The 15007-nt window shown below is 68.3% G+C and carries 14 protein-coding genes and 2 pseudogenes; 8 read left to right on the top strand and 8 right to left on the bottom strand.

The window, feature by feature from the left end; genetic code table 11:
* The first annotated feature begins 298 nt into the window (after positions 1–298).
* Positions 299–1094 (top strand): annotated as a pseudogene (locus IHQ52_RS06805) (VOC family protein).
* Positions 1095–1140: 46 nt separating this feature from the next.
* On the opposite strand, the gene IHQ52_RS06800 reads toward IHQ52_RS06805, so the two are convergent.
* Positions 1141–1368, bottom strand: a complete 228-nt coding sequence (locus IHQ52_RS06800) for a hypothetical protein (RefSeq protein ID WP_024500127.1) — start codon at positions 1366–1368, stop codon at positions 1141–1143.
* A 170-nt stretch (positions 1369–1538) separates the two neighbouring features.
* Positions 1539–2636, bottom strand: coding sequence for a TDT family transporter (locus IHQ52_RS06795; RefSeq protein ID WP_193748693.1), 1098 nt, complete (start codon positions 2634–2636; stop codon positions 1539–1541).
* A gap of 108 nt (positions 2637–2744) precedes the next feature.
* Between IHQ52_RS06795 and IHQ52_RS06790 the strand changes: the two genes are divergently transcribed.
* Positions 2745–3662, top strand: coding sequence for a LysR family transcriptional regulator (locus tag IHQ52_RS06790; protein ID WP_024500129.1), 918 nt, complete (start codon positions 2745–2747; stop codon positions 3660–3662).
* Positions 3663–3666: 4 nt separating this feature from the next.
* Here IHQ52_RS06790 and IHQ52_RS06785 read toward each other — a convergent pair whose 3' ends face one another.
* The 6 genes and pseudogenes from IHQ52_RS06785 to IHQ52_RS06760 form a co-directional block, all read right to left on the bottom strand.
* Complete coding sequence (locus tag IHQ52_RS06785) at positions 3667–4173, bottom strand: nuclear transport factor 2 family protein (RefSeq protein WP_006435747.1); 507 nt, start codon at positions 4171–4173, stop codon at positions 3667–3669.
* A complete protein-coding gene (locus IHQ52_RS06780) occupies positions 4170–5030 on the bottom strand; it encodes an LLM class F420-dependent oxidoreductase (RefSeq protein ID WP_096273107.1) in 861 nt (286 codons plus the stop codon). The genes IHQ52_RS06785 and IHQ52_RS06780 overlap by 4 nt, the downstream gene beginning before the upstream one ends.
* 2 nt (positions 5031–5032) lie before the next feature.
* A pseudogene (locus IHQ52_RS06775) lies at positions 5033–5880 on the bottom strand (SDR family NAD(P)-dependent oxidoreductase).
* Positions 5867–6961: a 4-hydroxy-2-oxovalerate aldolase gene (gene dmpG / locus IHQ52_RS06770; protein WP_159404484.1), complete on the bottom strand. Its 1095-nt coding sequence runs from the start codon at positions 6959–6961 to the stop codon at positions 5867–5869. The pseudogene IHQ52_RS06775 and the gene dmpG overlap by 14 nt, the downstream one beginning before the upstream one ends.
* Complete coding sequence (locus IHQ52_RS06765) at positions 6958–7863, bottom strand: acetaldehyde dehydrogenase (acetylating) (RefSeq protein WP_024500132.1); 906 nt, start codon at positions 7861–7863, stop codon at positions 6958–6960. The genes dmpG and IHQ52_RS06765 overlap by 4 nt, the downstream gene beginning before the upstream one ends.
* A 36-nt stretch (positions 7864–7899) precedes the next feature.
* Positions 7900–8688: a 2-keto-4-pentenoate hydratase gene (locus tag IHQ52_RS06760; RefSeq protein WP_024500133.1), complete on the bottom strand. Its 789-nt coding sequence runs from the start codon at positions 8686–8688 to the stop codon at positions 7900–7902.
* A gap of 124 nt (positions 8689–8812) precedes the next feature.
* Here IHQ52_RS06760 and IHQ52_RS06755 point away from each other — a divergent pair, with 124 nt between their 5' ends.
* The 6 genes from IHQ52_RS06755 to IHQ52_RS06730 all read left to right on the top strand — a co-directional run bounded on the left by IHQ52_RS06755 (position 8813) and on the right by IHQ52_RS06730 (position 14993).
* Entirely contained in the window at positions 8813–9619 is an 807-nt protein-coding gene (locus IHQ52_RS06755; protein WP_024500134.1) for an enoyl-CoA hydratase-related protein, read from the top strand.
* Positions 9616–10743, top strand: a complete 1128-nt coding sequence (locus tag IHQ52_RS06750; RefSeq protein ID WP_096273105.1) for an acyl-CoA dehydrogenase family protein — start codon at positions 9616–9618, stop codon at positions 10741–10743. The genes IHQ52_RS06755 and IHQ52_RS06750 overlap by 4 nt, the downstream gene beginning before the upstream one ends.
* On the top strand, positions 10740–11822 hold the full coding sequence (locus IHQ52_RS06745) for an acyl-CoA dehydrogenase family protein (protein WP_096273103.1): 1083 nt from the start codon (positions 10740–10742) through the stop codon (positions 11820–11822). Before IHQ52_RS06750 ends, IHQ52_RS06745 begins: the two co-directional genes overlap by 4 nt.
* Before the next feature lie 53 nt (positions 11823–11875).
* Positions 11876–13606, top strand: a complete 1731-nt coding sequence (gene kstD / locus IHQ52_RS06740) for a 3-oxosteroid 1-dehydrogenase (RefSeq protein WP_006435756.1) — start codon at positions 11876–11878, stop codon at positions 13604–13606.
* Between the two features lie 2 nt (positions 13607–13608).
* Positions 13609–14469: a MaoC/PaaZ C-terminal domain-containing protein gene (locus IHQ52_RS06735; RefSeq protein ID WP_006435757.1), complete on the top strand. Its 861-nt coding sequence runs from the start codon at positions 13609–13611 to the stop codon at positions 14467–14469.
* Between the two features lie 92 nt (positions 14470–14561).
* Positions 14562–14993 (top strand): DUF6918 family protein, encoded by a 432-nt coding sequence (locus IHQ52_RS06730; RefSeq protein WP_238064144.1) that lies wholly within the window; start codon positions 14562–14564, stop codon positions 14991–14993.
* Positions 14994–15007: the final 14 nt, after the last annotated feature.

The raw sequence follows: 15007 nt of genomic DNA, 5'->3' as shown, positions 1-15007 counted from the left end.
GGTCGGCGCTACTCGGCCGGCAGAGGAACGCCACCCCCGCTGAATGAGTAGGCGAGGAGCCTGCCACGAGCCGCTCCCCCCGCTGATTGAGCCGGCACCGAGCGCAGCGAGGCGCCGTTCCCCCGCTGATTGAGCCGGCACCGAGCGCAGCGAGGCGCCGTGTCGAAATCACGCCCCGATATCGGTCTCCCGTCAGCGCCCGAACCCGCTGTCGCAGCGATGAGATTGCGCGACGCTGAGAGTCTCCACCTCAGTCGTTCAGCAACACTCCGCATGGCAAACGAAGGGACACGAGAACATGGCCGAGTACGCAGCCCCGTCCGGGGCGCCGATCTGGTTCGACCTCATGAGCAGCGACACCGAGAAGGCCGAGCAGTTCTACGGGGAGATCTTCGGGTGGGAGACCGAGGAACCCAGCGAGGAGTTCGGCGGATACCGGAACTTCACCAAGAACGGGAAGCCGGTCGCCGGATTGAGTCCTGCGATGGAGGAGGCCGGACCGCCGAACATCTGGTCGGTGTACCTGCACAGCGAGGACGCGAACGCCACCGCGAACGCCGTCGAACAGGCCGGCGGCAGCATCATGGTCCCACCGATGCCGATCGGCGAAGAGGGCACGATGATGGTGGCGACCGATCCGGCGGGCGCGGTCATCGGCTTCTGGCAACCGAATCAGCACAAGGGGTACTCCGAGTACGGGGATCACGGCACCCCGTACTGGTTCGAGTGTCAGTCCAAGGACTACGCCAGATCACTCGACTTCTACCGGACGGTGCTCGGCGCGCGCATCGAGGAGGTCGGCACCGGCGGCGACCCCGACGCGATCGGGCCCGACCACTACGGACAGATCTTCTACGGCGAGGAGTCCTACGCCGGGATCATGGACGCCGCCAAGCTGTTTCCCGAGGAGGTGCCGTCGTTCTGGCAGATCTACATCACCGTCGACGACGTGGCGGCGACGGTCAAGCAGGTCGAATCCCTCGGCGGTGAGATCCTGATGCCCGGTGAGGACACCCCCGTACGGGACGCTCGCGGCGATCAAGGACCCGATGGGCGCGCTGATCTGCTTGGGACATCCGCCGGCCGGGATGTGACACGGCGCGATCGGTGGAGGTGATGCGCGCTCTGTGCGTGTGTTCTCTACCGATCGCCCGGCGGGTATTCGTCGGAGTCGTCGGGGCCGACATCGGTGGCTTGTTCCACGACGTCCGCGACGTTGGCTTCCATGGCGATGCCCGGCCCTTCGGACTCGGACTCGGACTCGGAGTCGGCGGGAGCCTCCTCGTCGACGGGCTCGGCCGGCATCGTCTGCTCGACGACGTCGGCGTCGTTCGCTTCTCCTTCGGTCCACGGTTGTGCGGCTGCCATGGGGACTCCTTCCGGTAGCTGGGTGCTCGGCACAGGTGTGTCCGGGCGCGACCTTCCGGTGGTGCGTCTCCGATGATCCTGTCGTACCCGGCAGGCGTCAACCGTCCTCGCAACGTCAACCCGCCTCGCGGCGTCAACCGGCCTCGCAACACAGCGCCCGGATCGCGGGACTATCCCGGCAGGCGGAGGAGTTCGCCGGAGACGACACCTCTGGCGGTCCGGGCGGCGACGACGAGCCAGGCGGCCACCAGCACCGAGAACCCGGCGATCGCCGCGATCTCGAACACCGTCCAGCCCAGGGTGAGCATCAGCGCGGAAGAGCCGGTCACGTAGGTACCCACCGGGAAGGTGAACGACCACCAGGTCATTGCGAACGGCATCCCCGCGCGCGCCGTGCGGACGGTGATCCGGGTGGCGACACCGATCCACGCCGTTGCCGCCACCCAGACGGCCAGACCGTAAGCGACCGCGAACTCGTGCATGGCACCCGCGACCGGTGCGGGCACTGCGTGCTGCGCCGCATGCGCGAGCAGGCAGGCCGCCGTGACCGACTGCCCGAGCGGGCCCAGCACGATCCACCAGGTCGGCACCATGTGTGCGACGCCGTGGTCCCCGGTGCGGAACCGCCGGACGAGCATGACCAGGATGGGCGTGGCGGCGAGCACCGCCAGACCGAACATCGCGCATCCGATGCCGAGTACCAGGTCCCGCGTCCACCCGGGGTCGAGCTGACCCGACAGGATCGCCGCGGCCGACGCCGACACCATCGGCGGCACGACCGGCATCAACCAGCCGCCGAAAGCGTCGTCGACGCCGGCGCGACCGAGGATCAGGTGGCGATACGGGATGACCAGCGCGGTGACCACGCCGCCGACCGTGCCGACGATCCAGCACACGATGTCGACGCCGAGGGCGAGGTCGGGGCCGACGATCCCGGCGCCCACCACGAGGGTGCTGGTCCCCACGGTCATGATCGCCATCGGCACCGCACCGTAGAAATGCGCGACGATGTGGTGCTCGTGGTGGCCGCGGGCGATGTCCGGGTCGGCCCTCCAGTGGCCGATCGTGGCCGCGACCACGCTTCCGAGGATGATGCCGGCCAGCAGCCAGAACCCGACGGCCACGGCACTCAGACCGGCCGGTTGCCACGGCAGGCCGTGCGCGGCGATCGCGATGACCCCCGTACCCATCACGGCCGCGAACCAGTTGGGCGGGAACCAGGTGGTCCGGGCGGGTATGCCGGTCGCCGACGCGGTCATCGTAGTCATGTCCACCACGATCCCGGCGATGCCCGACGGCCGGTAGCACCCAAATCGTTGAGAGGATACAAACCGGGCTTGTAGCCGGGGTACCACGAACGGTTGTACCCTCGGTCGATGGTGCTCAGTCCCCGGATGCCCGACCTCGCATCGCTGGAGACCCTGCAGACGGTCGTCAGCACCGGCAGCCTCAATGCCGCGGCGTCGGAACTCGGTATCACCCAGCAGGCGGTGTCGGCACGCATCCGTGCGTTGGAGACCCAGCTCGGCGTCGGACTACTGACCCGAACGCCGCGCGGATCGGTACCGACTCAGGCCGGGCGGCTCGTCGCCGAGTGGGCGGACCGATTGCTCACACTGGCAGGCGAATTCGATGCCGGACTCTCCGCGTTGCGCCTGGAACGACGCGATCAGCTGCGGCTGGCCGCGAGTCTCACCGTCGCCGAGCATCTCCTTCCGCGATGGCTCGTGTCGTTCGCGGCCCAGCACGACCCCGCGCCGAAGGTGTCGTTCACCGCCGCCAACTCCGACCAGGTCTGCACGCTGGTGCGCGACGGGGAGGTCGAACTCGGGTTCGTCGAAGGACCTCGCGTGGCACCGGGTCTCAGAAGCCGGACGATCGCGCGTGACGAGCTGGTCGTCGTCGTGCCGCCCGGTCATCCGTGGACACGCGTCCGCCGTCGCATCGTGGCCGCCGACCTCGCCCACACCGCACTGGTGACGCGCGAAGAGGGTTCGGGCACACGCGAGTTCTTCGAACGCGCACTGACCCGAGCGCTGGGACCCTCGCGCGAGGTCACCGCTCCGGTGCTGGAACTGTCGACGACGGCATCTGTTCGCGCGGCGGTCATCGCGGGTGCCGGCCCGGCGGTGCTCAGCAATCTGTCGGTCGCCGACGACCTCGACCGCCGGCTGATCCGCATCCCGGTCGACGATCTCGACCTCGAGCGTCCGTTGCGCGCGGTGTGGTTGTCGGGTCCACAGCCCACCGCCGGCGCCGCGCGTGACTTCCTGTCACACATCGGGCGTTCCTGAGCACTCAGGGCACGTTTCGGTCCCCGACGTCGGTCCCGTGCACCCCCTGGTTGAGAAGCCGGTGCGCGTCCGGGGTCCCGTCGAGAGCACGACTCGTTCGCCGTGCGACCTTCCAGCCCGCATCGGTGCGCACGAACCTCCAGTGGTGCGCGGTCGCGCGGACGACGCGAAAACCCTTGTCACCGGCGATGACCAGGAGTGAGTGACTCGCGGCGATCGCCTCGTCGCCTTCGACGTTCACGTGGACCGCGCCCTGGAGGTGGGTGCATCCACGGGCGATGAGACCCTGATGGGCATCGGAGCGGACCATCGCGACGATGTCGTCGCGGCCGTGCATGAAGAGGCCGTCGACGTCGTAGATGCCGTCCGGTGTCCACAGTGCGGCCACCGCGTCGGCGTCCCCGCTGTCCACGAGTGGCCCATAGGCGGTGACCAGTCGCGTGATCTCCCGTTCGTCGGCGAGAAGCCGCACGGTGTCCTCGAGCTGCGCCAGTCGCTGTTCGACCGTCACGGTGATCGCCCCTCCAGTCCGGCCAGCTCCGCGAGTCGTCGCAGTTGGCTGATGTAGTGGTCGGCCGACGATGCCCGGATCGTCACGCCGACGATCGTGGCACCGGCGGCGTGGATCTTCTCCAGGTCGACGGTCGTGCGGTCGGCATCCTCGGGATCGAGTGGCCCGGCACCGAGAACGATCTCGAAGCGGTCCGGCACCTCGACCGATTCGAGCATCTCCCGGAGCCGGGATCGACTCAGCCCGAAAGGAACCCAACCATCTCCCAGATCGATTGCCCGGCGGAGCGACCGCTGCGTTCGCCCGCCCACCCAGATCGGGAGACGCTCCTGCATCGCGCACGGTTCGACGATCAGTCCTCCGAACCGGTAATGGGTGCCCGCATACTCCGGCTCGGATGCCGACAGCGACGCCCGGAGAGCGCGCAGGGCGTCGTCGGCACGTTCGCCCCGGCCCTCGAACTCGACGCCGAGGAGCTCGAACTCCTCACGCAGCGAACCGACTCCGACACCGAGAGTGACGCGGCCACCACTGATGGCGTCCAGGGTCCCGTACCGTTTCGCGATGGCCAGGGGATGATGGTAGCCGAGGACCAGCACCTGGGTGAGGAACCGGATGCTCCGGGTACGGCCGGCGAGAAACCCGAAGGTGGACAACGGGTCCCAGTAGGTTCCACCACGCTGCGCGGCGATCTCGGCGGGCACGGCCACGTGTTCACTGCAGCTCAGGTACTCGAAACCCAGTTCGTCTGCGGCGGCGCCGATATCGGCGAGTTCGGCGATCCCCGCCGTCGCCTCCCATTCACCGGCGACACCGGGCAGCCGCGTGACGATCGGGCTGGTGATGCCGAGGCGCACTCTCAGCTCCGCGTCGGCGCCGCGGAGGCGGCCGCCTTCTGCGGGAACAGTTTCAGCATCGCCTGGTGCTGGGCCAGGATCAGGCTGCGGCGGTCGGGACCGTTGATCTTCTCCACTCGACGCGCGTTGCCGCCGGCCACCCACACCGGGCCGTCGGCGAGATGTTCGAGTCCTTCGCGCGCGACGTCCTCGGGCTCGCTCGCCTTCAGCGGCCCTCCGAGGTTCATCCCGGCCCGCTCATGGCCGGCGTGCGCGTCACGCCGAGCACGAGCTCGAGCACGTCGACGCCGTGGTCACGCAGCTCGAGCCAGAGCGACTCGGCGAACACGCGCCCAAAGGCCTTCACGGCACCGTAGATCGAGAGATGCTTGCCGCCGAGGTAGCCGCTCATGGAACCGACGAGCAACAACCCGCCACTCCCCCTCGCCCGCAACCGCGCACCGAAGTGGTGCACGAGCGCCAGCTGGGCGGTGATGTTGAGATCGATGACGGTCTGGAACCTCTCGAGGTCGCCCTCGACGAAGTCGTTGCCATATGTGTTGGCACCGGCGTTGTAGATGAACAGGCCGACATCGAGATCGTCGGTGACGGAGATGATCTCGTCGATGACCGACGGATCGGTGAGATCGGCCGACAGGGTCAGCGCCTGCACACCGCGGGCGCGGACCTCCTCAGCCGTCTCCTCCAGGGGTCCGGGCTTGCGCGCGATCAGTACGACGTTGATCCCGGCGTCGGCGAGCTGGTGGGCGAACGAAGCACCCACACCCTCGGATCCACCGGCGATCACCGCCCACGGGCCGTACCGCTTCGGGTCGAAACCAGAACCGTCGGCGTTCTCAGACACCGGCATTGGCGTCTTGCTTCTTCTTCAGCTCGAGCGCGATGTCGATGAGCTGATCCTCCTGGCCGCCGACGAGTTTGCGGGCGCCGGCCTCGAGCAGGATCTCTGCCGCCGAGACGCCGTAGCGTTCGGCATGGCCCTCGGCATGCTTGAGGAACGAGCTGTAGCAGCCGGCGTACCCCATCATCATCGCCGGGCGGTCCACCAGGCACTCCGACGGCATCGCCGGGCGAACCACGTCCTGCGCGGCGTCGGCGATCTTCATGAAGTCGACGCCGGTCGTGATCCCGAGCTTGTCGCACACCCCGACGAAGGCCTCGGTGGGCGTGTTCCCCGCGCCGGCTCCGAAGCGTCGGATCGACCCGTCGATCTGCTGGGCGCCGGCACGAATCGCGTTGACCGAGTTGGCGACCGCGATGTCGAGGTTCTCGTGACCGTGGAACCCGACCTGGGCGTCGTCGCCGAGTTCGGCGACCAGTGCCTCCACCCGCACGGTGACGTCCTCGAGCACGAGCGCACCCGCGGAGTCCACGACGTAGACGCACTGACATCCGGCGTCGGCCATGATGCGGGCCTGCTTGGCGATGACCTCCGGCGGCTGGCTGTGGCTCATCATCAGGAAGCCGACGGTCTCGAGTCCGAGATCGCGTGCGAGACCGAAGTGCTGGATGGAGACGTCGGCCTCGGTGCAGTGGGTGGCGATGCGGCAGATCTGGCCGCCGTTGTCCTGCGCGGCCCGGATGTCGTCCTTCGTGCCCAGGCCGGGCAGCATCAGGAAGGCGATCTTGGCGCGCTTCGCGGTCTCCGCGGCCGCCTTGATCAGCTGTTGCTCCGGGGTCTTGGAGAACCCGTAGTTGAACGACGAGCCGCCGAGTCCGTCACCGTGGGTCACCTCGATGACCGGCACACCGGCCTCGTCGAGCGCACCGACGATCGCGCGCACCTCCTCCTCGGTGAACTGGTGACGCTTGTGATGACTGCCGTCACGCAGCGAGGAGTCCGTGATGCGGATGTCGAGGGTGTCGGAGTACTTGCGCGCGTTGGCCATCAGCTTCGGGTCGCGCGGGGTGGTGACCACGTTGGTGCTCATGCGGGGACTCCCAACTTCTTCTTTGCGAGTTCTTCGCCGACCTTGGTCGCGGCGGCGGTCATGATGTCCAGGTTTCCGGCGTAGGGCGGCAGGAAGTCGCCCGCTCCCTCGACCTCCACGAAGATCGACACGCGCGCGAAGCCGCCGTTCAGGACGCTCGGCGGGTCGAACTGTGGGTCCTGCAGCAGGCGATAGCCGGGCACGTAGGCCTGGATCTCCTTCTCCCGACGGTGGATCGACTCCGCGATCGCATCGGTGTCGGCATCCTCGGGGATGGCGCAGAAGATGGTGTCGCGCATGATCATCGGTGGGTCGGCCGGGTTCAGGATGATGATCGCCTTGCCACGCTGCGCACCGCCGATCGTCTCGACACCGGCCGACGTGGTGGCGGTGAACTCGTCGATGTTGGCGCGCGTGCCCGGACCGGCCGAGACCGAGGCCACGGATGCCACGATCTCCGCATAGGGCACCGGCACGACCGACGAGACGGCGTGCACCATCGGGATCGTCGCCTGCCCGCCGCAGGTGATCATGTTGGTGTTCGGGGCGTCGAGGTGTTCGCGCAGGTTGGCCGGCGGAACCACGGCAGGTCCGACGGCCGCCGGGGTGAGGTCGACCGCGGTGATGCCGGCCGCCTCGTACTTGGGTGCGTACTCACGGTGCACGTACGCCGACGTGGCCTCGAAGATCAGGTCGGGCCTGTCCTGCGACCCGAGGAGTTCGTCCGCACCGCCGCTCATCGTGATGAGCCCGTGGTCGGCGGCACGTTTCATACCCTCCGACTCGGGGTCGATGCCGACCATCCAACGGGGTTCGATGACCTCCGAACGCTCCAGCTTGTACATCAGATCGGTGCCGATGTTGCCCGATCCGATGATCGCCGCGGTCAGTTTCGCCGCCACGTGGGCCCTCCTTCTGCTAGTGAAGTCTGTTGTATGTCAGGTGAAGTCGAGAGTGACCGAGCCGAGACCGGCGAACTCGGCCACGAAGTGATCACCCGATGAGATGTCGATGGCTCGCGTCGCCGTGCCGGGCAGGATGACGTCGCCCTTGCGGAGTCGGACGCCGAAGCTGTCGACCTTGCGGGCCAGCCACGACACCGCGTTCAGCGGATGCCCCAGCACCGCAGACGAATTGCCCTTCGCCACGATCTCCCCGTTACGATGCAGGACGGCATCGATGTCCGCGGTGTCGATCTCGCTGATCGGGACTCGCTGTTGCCCGAGAATCCAGCCGCACGACGAGGCGTTGTCGGCGATGGTGTCGCACAGCGTGATCTTCCAGTCCTTGATCCGGGAGTCGATGAGTTCGATCGACGGCACCACCCACTCGACTGCCGCGATCACGTCCTCGTTGGTACATCCCTCGCCGGGCAGGTCCTCGCCCAGGATGAACCCGACCTCCACCTCGACCCTCGGGAAGCACAGCTTCTTCGCGTCGATGGGGGTCTCCTCGAAATACTGCATCTCGTCGAGGAGGTGGCCGTAATCAGGTTCGTCGACGCCCATCATCTTCTGCATCGCCTCTGATGCGAGGCCGACCTTGTGCCCGGCGACCTTCGCGCCGGCGTCGAGACGCTTGCGGATGTTGATCAGCTGGATCTCGTAGGCATCGACCACATCGAGTTCCGGATGGGAGTCCGTGGGACGGTCGATAGCCGTCGCGGAGACCTCCGCCTGCCAGAGCTCGGCAGCGATCTTCTCGCGAACCTGCTGGTCAACCGCCATTTTGCCCTCACCTTCCCAATGTGAACGTGTTCTAGTTTAGAACATGTTCCACTCGTGCAGGAGCCCCGTGCTCAATTCGCGTGGCGCCTACGCGAGCGCCCCGCGGACGACTACCGTTCTCCCCATGAGTCCCGACGCCCCGAATCCCGAGAGCCCCACCGCCGACGCCGCCGTGCTCACCTCGTTCGACGGCGGTATCGGCCGGTTGACGCTCGACAACCCGCGCCGCAAGAATGCGATCACCCTCGAGATGGCCGCGGCGATCGAGCGGTTCTGCGATCAGGTGGTCGACGACGAGACCATCGGCGCGGTGGTCGTCGACGCCACGGGTTCCTATTTCTGCAGCGGCGCGGACACCCGAATCCTCGCGGGCGCCTCGGCCGATCCGGCGGCGCCGGAGTCGGTGAAGCAGTTGTCGGCCGTGTACGCCGCCTTCGTTCGTGTCGGTTCCCTTCCGGTCCCCACCATCGGGGTCGTCGTGGGCGGTGCCGTCGGTGCGGGCCTCAACCTGGCCCTGGCGGTCGACCTGCTCGTCACCACCCCCGACGCGGTTCTGGACAGCGGATTCCTTGCCCGCGGCATCCATCCCGGCGGCGGTCACCTGACCTTGCTCAACCGCGCGGTGGGACGTGCCGACACGATCGCGCTCGCAGCCTGCGGTCAAGCGCTCACCGGCAACGAAGCCGTCGCTCGAGGACTCGCCTACGCGGCGGCCCCGGTCGAGGAGATCCCCGCGATCGTGGACGGTCTCACCGGTCCCGCGGCCCGCGACCCGGAACTGACCCGAAAGGTCATGTCGAGCGTGCGACTGGAGCTGGGTCCGCCCGCGGTGACCTGGGATTCGGCGATCGAGATCGAACGCGGCACCCAGATGTGGTCGATGGCGCGCAAAGGCCAGAACTGGTCGTCGCGGGGGCCCGGCCGGTCGTGACCGACGCTCAGCTCTCCCCATTGCGCGCCGAGGTCCGCGAGTTCCTGCGCGCCGAGATCGATTCGGGTGCATTCACTCCCGACGTCGACAGCTGGATGACGGGTTTCGACCCCACCTTCAGCCGCCGGCTCGGCGAACGCGGCTGGCTGGGTATGACGATGCCGACCGATTACGGCGGCCGGGGACGCACTCCGGTCGAGCGGTTCGTCGTCACCGAGGAGATGCTGGCGCACGGCGCCCCGGTCGCCGCGCACTGGATCGCCGACCGGCAGATGGCGCCCGGCATCCTGTCCAACGGGACCGAGCAGCAACGACGCCGCTACATCCCGGGGATCTCGGCGGGCACCGTTTACTTCGCGATCGGCATGAGCGAACCCGATGCGGGTTCCGACCTCGCCGGCGTCCGGACACGAGCCACCGACAACGGTGATTCGTGGACGATCAGCGGCACCAAGGTGTGGACCACCGGCGCCCACATCGCCCACGCGATGGTTCTGCTCGCCCGCACGGACGGCACGCCCGACGACCGGCAGCAGGGACTGTCGCAGTTCGTCGTCGACCTGCCCCATCCGGACATCGAGATCCGGCCGATCCGGAGCATCGACGGGCAGGCACACTTCAACGAAGTGGTCTTCCACGACGCGGTCGTGGATTCGTCGGCACTGCTCGGACGTCGCGGACACGGCTGGCAGCAGGTGATGAGCGAACTGGCCTTCGAGCGTTCCGGACCGGAGCGCTACCTCAGCACACTGCCGCTGCTGCGCGCGTGGAGCGATCATCTGCGGGAGCACGGAGCCACCCCGAACCAGCGGGTGACGCTGGGCCGACTGACGGCGCAGGCGTGGGCATTGCGCCAGATGTCGCGGCAGGTGGCGCGCGAGCTGTCGGACGGAGGGAAGCCGGATGTGCTCGCCGCCATGGTCAAGGATCTCGGCTCGACGTTCGAGGGCGATCTGGTGACGGCCATCCGCGACGCCTCCGGAATCGTGCCGCGCCGCGAAGGCGGTACACACCTCGAACGTCTTCTGGCCCAATCCGTTCTGCACACACCGGCGTTCACGCTTCGCGGCGGGACCAACGAGATCCTGCGCGGGATCGTCGCGCGCGGATTGGGGATTCGATGACCGACCTCGCCGCCGATCTCCAGGCGACCATCGCCGCGATGCTCCTCCGCATCCCGGCCGACACGCAAACACCGGTCGCCGCACCCGACGCGGCCGTGTGGGCCGCCGTCGTCGAGGCCGGGTTCACCGGCGTCGACGTCCCGGAGGACGCGGGCGGGCACGGTGGTGAGCTCGGTGATGCACTGGCTGTCCTGGAAACCCTCACCGAAGCCGGGGCGGTGACCCCCTATCTCGAACACGCGCTGCTCGCGTCGTGGCTGGCCGGCGGCGTCGGACATCCGCTCGGCGACTCGACGGCGACGGTCGCAGTGATCGACGACGCCGGCGTCCGCACCGACGGGGATCGAATCCTGGTGTCGGGCACGGCAACAGGTGTGGCACATGCCGACGGCAGCGATGTGATCGTGGCCCTCACGACCGGACCCGACGGCCCGCTGGTCGCCGTCATCGCCCGCGAAGCCGCCGGGGTCGAGATCGAACCGGGAACCGACCTCCAGGGAGTGTCGTACGGCGACATCGTCTTTCGGGATGCCGAGGCGACGTTCTCCGCGCCCTCCCCCGTCGGCGTCGACGACCTGCACCGGCGCGGTGCGCTCGCCTACACCGTCGCCTTGGCCGCGGCTGCCCGCGCGGTCCGCGAGCTCACGGTCCGATACGCCTCCGAACGCACCCAGTTCGGGCGTCCCCTGGCGAAGTTCCAGGCCATCCAGCAGCGGCTGGCCGAGATGGCCGCGCAGACCACACTCATGGAGACCGCTGCGCGAGCCGCGGTGGAGTCCACGTCGGGAGACCCGGCGCGAGCCCGCACTGCCGTCGCGGCGGCAAAGGTCGTGACCTCGCGGTACGCCACCGAGGTGGCGTCCGCCGGACACCAGATCCACGGCGCGATCGGCTTCACCTCGGAGCACAGCCTGGGGCGGTTCACCACCGGACTGTGGACCTGGTCGGACCGATATGGCACCGATCAGGACTGGGCGGAGTCCCTCGCCGGCGAGATCCTCGACGACGGCGAGGATCCGTGGGACGTGATCGCCGGTCACACACTGCACCCGGCCACCCCTGGCGCCCCATTTCTGTAACGTGTTCTAATTCAGGTAGAACACGTTCCAGCTGCGCGCACGAAGGGGACCCCATGGCCGGCTCGACCGATCCACAACAGACCAGCACCGAACCCGAGATCTACGACGTGGTCGTCGTCGGCGCAGGTGGTGCAGGTCTGGCCGCCGCGATCACCGCGGCCCGCAAGGGCCTGAACACCGTCCTGATCGAGAAGTCGCCCTACTGGGGCGGTTCGACCTCGCGGTCCGGCGGCGGCGTGTGGATCCCGAACAACTCGGTGCTGCGGCGCGACGGCGTCAGCGATACGCCGGAGAAGGCGCGCGAGTACGTGCACGCCATCATCGGCGAGCACGCACCGGCGGACCGCATCGACGCCTACATCGACCGCGGACCCGAAGCACTCGACTTTCTCCTCGAGCACGCACCCCTCGACCTCGAGTGGGTGAAGAACTACTCGGACTACTACCCCGAGGCACCAGGTGGACGTCTCGGCGGCCGGTCGATCGAACCGCGGCCGTTCGATGCGCGCCGGCTCGGCGATGATCTGAAGACGCTGCATCCGCAGTACACCAAGGCGCCGCTGAACATGGTCGTGCTGCAGTCCGACTACCGCTGGCTCAACACCGGCCTGCGTCACTGGCGTGGGCCGCTGCGCATGGCCAAGGTCGGCAGCCGGTTCTTCTGGGCACGCAGCCGCGGCAAGAAGCTCATCGCGATGGGTGCGGCGCTGGCCGCCGAACTCCTCATCGGCGTGCGCGAGGCCGGGGTCCCGCTTCGCCTGAACACGGGTCTCGTCGACCTCGTCACCGAGGACGGCCGGGTTGTCGGCGTGATCGCGGAATCCGAGGGCAAGCGATTCGAGATCCGCGCGCGCCACGGCGTGATCCTCGCCTGCGGCGGGTTCGAGCACAACGAGGAGATGCGCAAGAAGTACCAGCGGGAGCCGATCGGCTCCGACTGGACCACCGGCGCACCGAGCAACACCGGCGACGGCATCAACGCCGGGCTCAAGATCGGTGCCGCCGTCTCGCTGATGGACGACGCCTGGTGGGGTCCGACGATCCCGCTGCCGCGCGGACCGTGGTTCGCACTGTCGGAACGGTCGGTGCCCGGCACCTTCATCGTCAACACCCGCGGCAAGCGCTACATGAACGAGTCGCTTCCGTATGTCGAAGCGGTGCACCAGATGTACGGCGGAGAGTTCGGCCACGGCGAGGGCCCGGGCGAGAACGTGCCGTCGTGGCTGATCTTCGACCAGCGCTGCCGTAACCGCTACCTCTTCGCGGGAATCAATGCGCGCCAGCCGCTTCCGAAGAAGTGGTACGAGTCGGGCGTCGTCGTGAAGGCGGACAGCATCTCGGCCCTCGCGGAGAAGATCGGCGTCCCCGCCGAGTCTCTCGTCGAAACCACCGAACGCTTCAACGGATTCGCGCGATCCGGAGTCGACGAGGACTTCGGCCGTGGCGCAAGCGGTTACGACCACTACTACGGCGACATCACCAACAAACCCAACCCAAGCCTCGGCGAGGTCAGCAAGGGCCCGTTCTATGCGGTCAAGATGGTGCCCGGCGACCTCGGCACCAAGGGCGGGATCAACGCGGACGCCTCGGGTCGCGCACTCCGCGCCGACGGTTCGGTCATCGACGGCCTGTACGCCGCCGGCAACACGAGCGCACCCGTCATGGGCCACACCTACGCCGGTCCCGGTGCCACCATCGGCCCGGCGATCGTCTTCGGCTACCTCGCCGCCAGTGACATCGCGGCCAAGGCGGCCGCCGCCCCCGCACAGCAGACAGGAGCCTGAACATGCCGATCGATCCCGCCGTCGCCGTCGGGGCGGAGCTGCCCGAGGTCTCGTTCGAGTGGTCGGCCTCGGATGTCGTGCTCTATCACCTCGCGGTGGGCGCCGCGACCGACCCGATGAACACCGAGTCGCTGGCGTACGTCCATGATTCGGCGCCCAAGGTGTTGCCGACGTTCGCGACCGTCGCGGCGGGTTTCCACACCACCGAGCCGCCGAAGGTGTCCTTCCCCGGCGTCGACATCGACCTCGCGAAGGTCGTCCACGGGAGCCAGAAGGTCACCGCACATCGCCCGCTGCCGCCGGCCGGGAAGGCGACCACCCGGACGCGGATCGTCGAGGTCCAGGACAAGGGTTCGGCCGCCGTCATCGTCCAGGAGTCGGTGACCACCGACGACGCCGGCCAGACGCTGTGGACCGCGCGGTCGTCGATCTTCGCCAAGGGCGAGGGCGGCTTCGGCGGTGAGCGCGGCCGGTCGGAGAAGGTCGAGTACCCCGACCGCGAACCCGACCACCGCCTGCGCATCCCGACGCTGCCCAACCAGGCGCTGATCTATCGCCTGTGCGGAGACCGCAATCCGCTGCACTCCGACCCCGAGTTCGCCTCGCGTGCCGGTTTTCCGCGCCCGATCCTGCACGGCCTGTGCACCTACGGCACGGTCGCGCGGGCCATCGCCGACGAGCTGCTCGACGGGGACGCCGCGGCCGTCGCGGAGTTCTCGGCGTCGTTCGCCGGCGTGGTCTTCCCCGGCGAAACCCTCGAGGTCGAGGTCTGGGACGACGGCGCCCGTCTCCTGGCCACCGCAAGCGTCGTCGAACGGGAGGGCGCGAAGGCCCTCGCCAATGTGGTGTGTGCGCGTAACTGAGTCACCGGGCGGTCACCGGTCTTCAGTACGCTCTACACGCGGACCGGGAGTCGGTCCGCGTGTACCACGTCGCATATCCACGAGGAGACCGCATGAGCGATTCGCTGACGCCCCTACTTGCCGACAACCGCAGCGCACTGGTGACCGACCTGGTCGGTGTCATCGATGCCGAGGTGGCCGACCAGTCGGGACTGAGCGGCGCCGCTGTGAAGACCGCCTACGCGGCGGTGCAGAAGGTGAAGCCCGGCGTGGTGCGCAGCGCCACGGATCAGCTGGCCGAGGACTTCCTGACGGCACTCGCGCCGTTCTGGGATACGAAGCCGGCCGGTGTCGCCTTCGGCGATCATCTCTCGGCCCACGGCGACCCTGCCGCCGAGGCACTGCTGGCGGTCACCGACGGCCAGGCCGATTCGGCCCGGCCTGGACTGGCGAAGGCCTACAACTCACTGCGCGGGAAGGCCAAGAATCATGTGGTCGCGGCACTGCCGCGGGTAGGCGCTGCCATCGAGAAGCACGCCGGGTAGTCACCCCGTCATCG

Origin of the sequence: Gordonia amicalis, assembly GCF_022059885.1 — a bacterium.
Taxonomy (GTDB): Bacteria; Actinomycetota; Actinomycetes; order Mycobacteriales; family Mycobacteriaceae; genus Gordonia; species Gordonia amicalis.
This window is presented reverse-complemented; position numbering and strand designations above follow the sequence as displayed.

Bases quoted from the DNA above. Each gene is read 5' to 3' on its own strand.
- IHQ52_RS06800 (WP_024500127.1), bottom strand. From the start codon at position 1,368: ATGGCAGCCGCACAACCGTGGACCGAAGGAGAAGCGAACGACGCCGAC.
- IHQ52_RS06795 (WP_193748693.1), bottom strand. From the start codon at position 2,636: ATGACTACGATGACCGCGTCGGCGACCGGCATACCCGCCCGGACCACC.
- IHQ52_RS06790 (WP_024500129.1), top strand. From the start codon at position 2,745: ATGGTGCTCAGTCCCCGGATGCCCGACCTCGCATCGCTGGAGACCCTG.
- dmpG (WP_159404484.1), bottom strand. From the start codon at position 6,961: ATGAGCACCAACGTGGTCACCACCCCGCGCGACCCGAAGCTGATGGCC.
- IHQ52_RS06760 (WP_024500133.1), bottom strand. From the start codon at position 8,688: ATGGCGGTTGACCAGCAGGTTCGCGAGAAGATCGCTGCCGAGCTCTGG.
- IHQ52_RS06755 (WP_024500134.1), top strand. From the start codon at position 8,813: ATGAGTCCCGACGCCCCGAATCCCGAGAGCCCCACCGCCGACGCCGCC.
- IHQ52_RS06745 (WP_096273103.1), top strand. From the start codon at position 10,740: ATGACCGACCTCGCCGCCGATCTCCAGGCGACCATCGCCGCGATGCTC.
- kstD (WP_006435756.1), top strand. From the start codon at position 11,876: ATGGCCGGCTCGACCGATCCACAACAGACCAGCACCGAACCCGAGATC.
- IHQ52_RS06735 (WP_006435757.1), top strand. From the start codon at position 13,609: ATGCCGATCGATCCCGCCGTCGCCGTCGGGGCGGAGCTGCCCGAGGTC.
- IHQ52_RS06730 (WP_238064144.1), top strand. From the start codon at position 14,562: ATGAGCGATTCGCTGACGCCCCTACTTGCCGACAACCGCAGCGCACTG.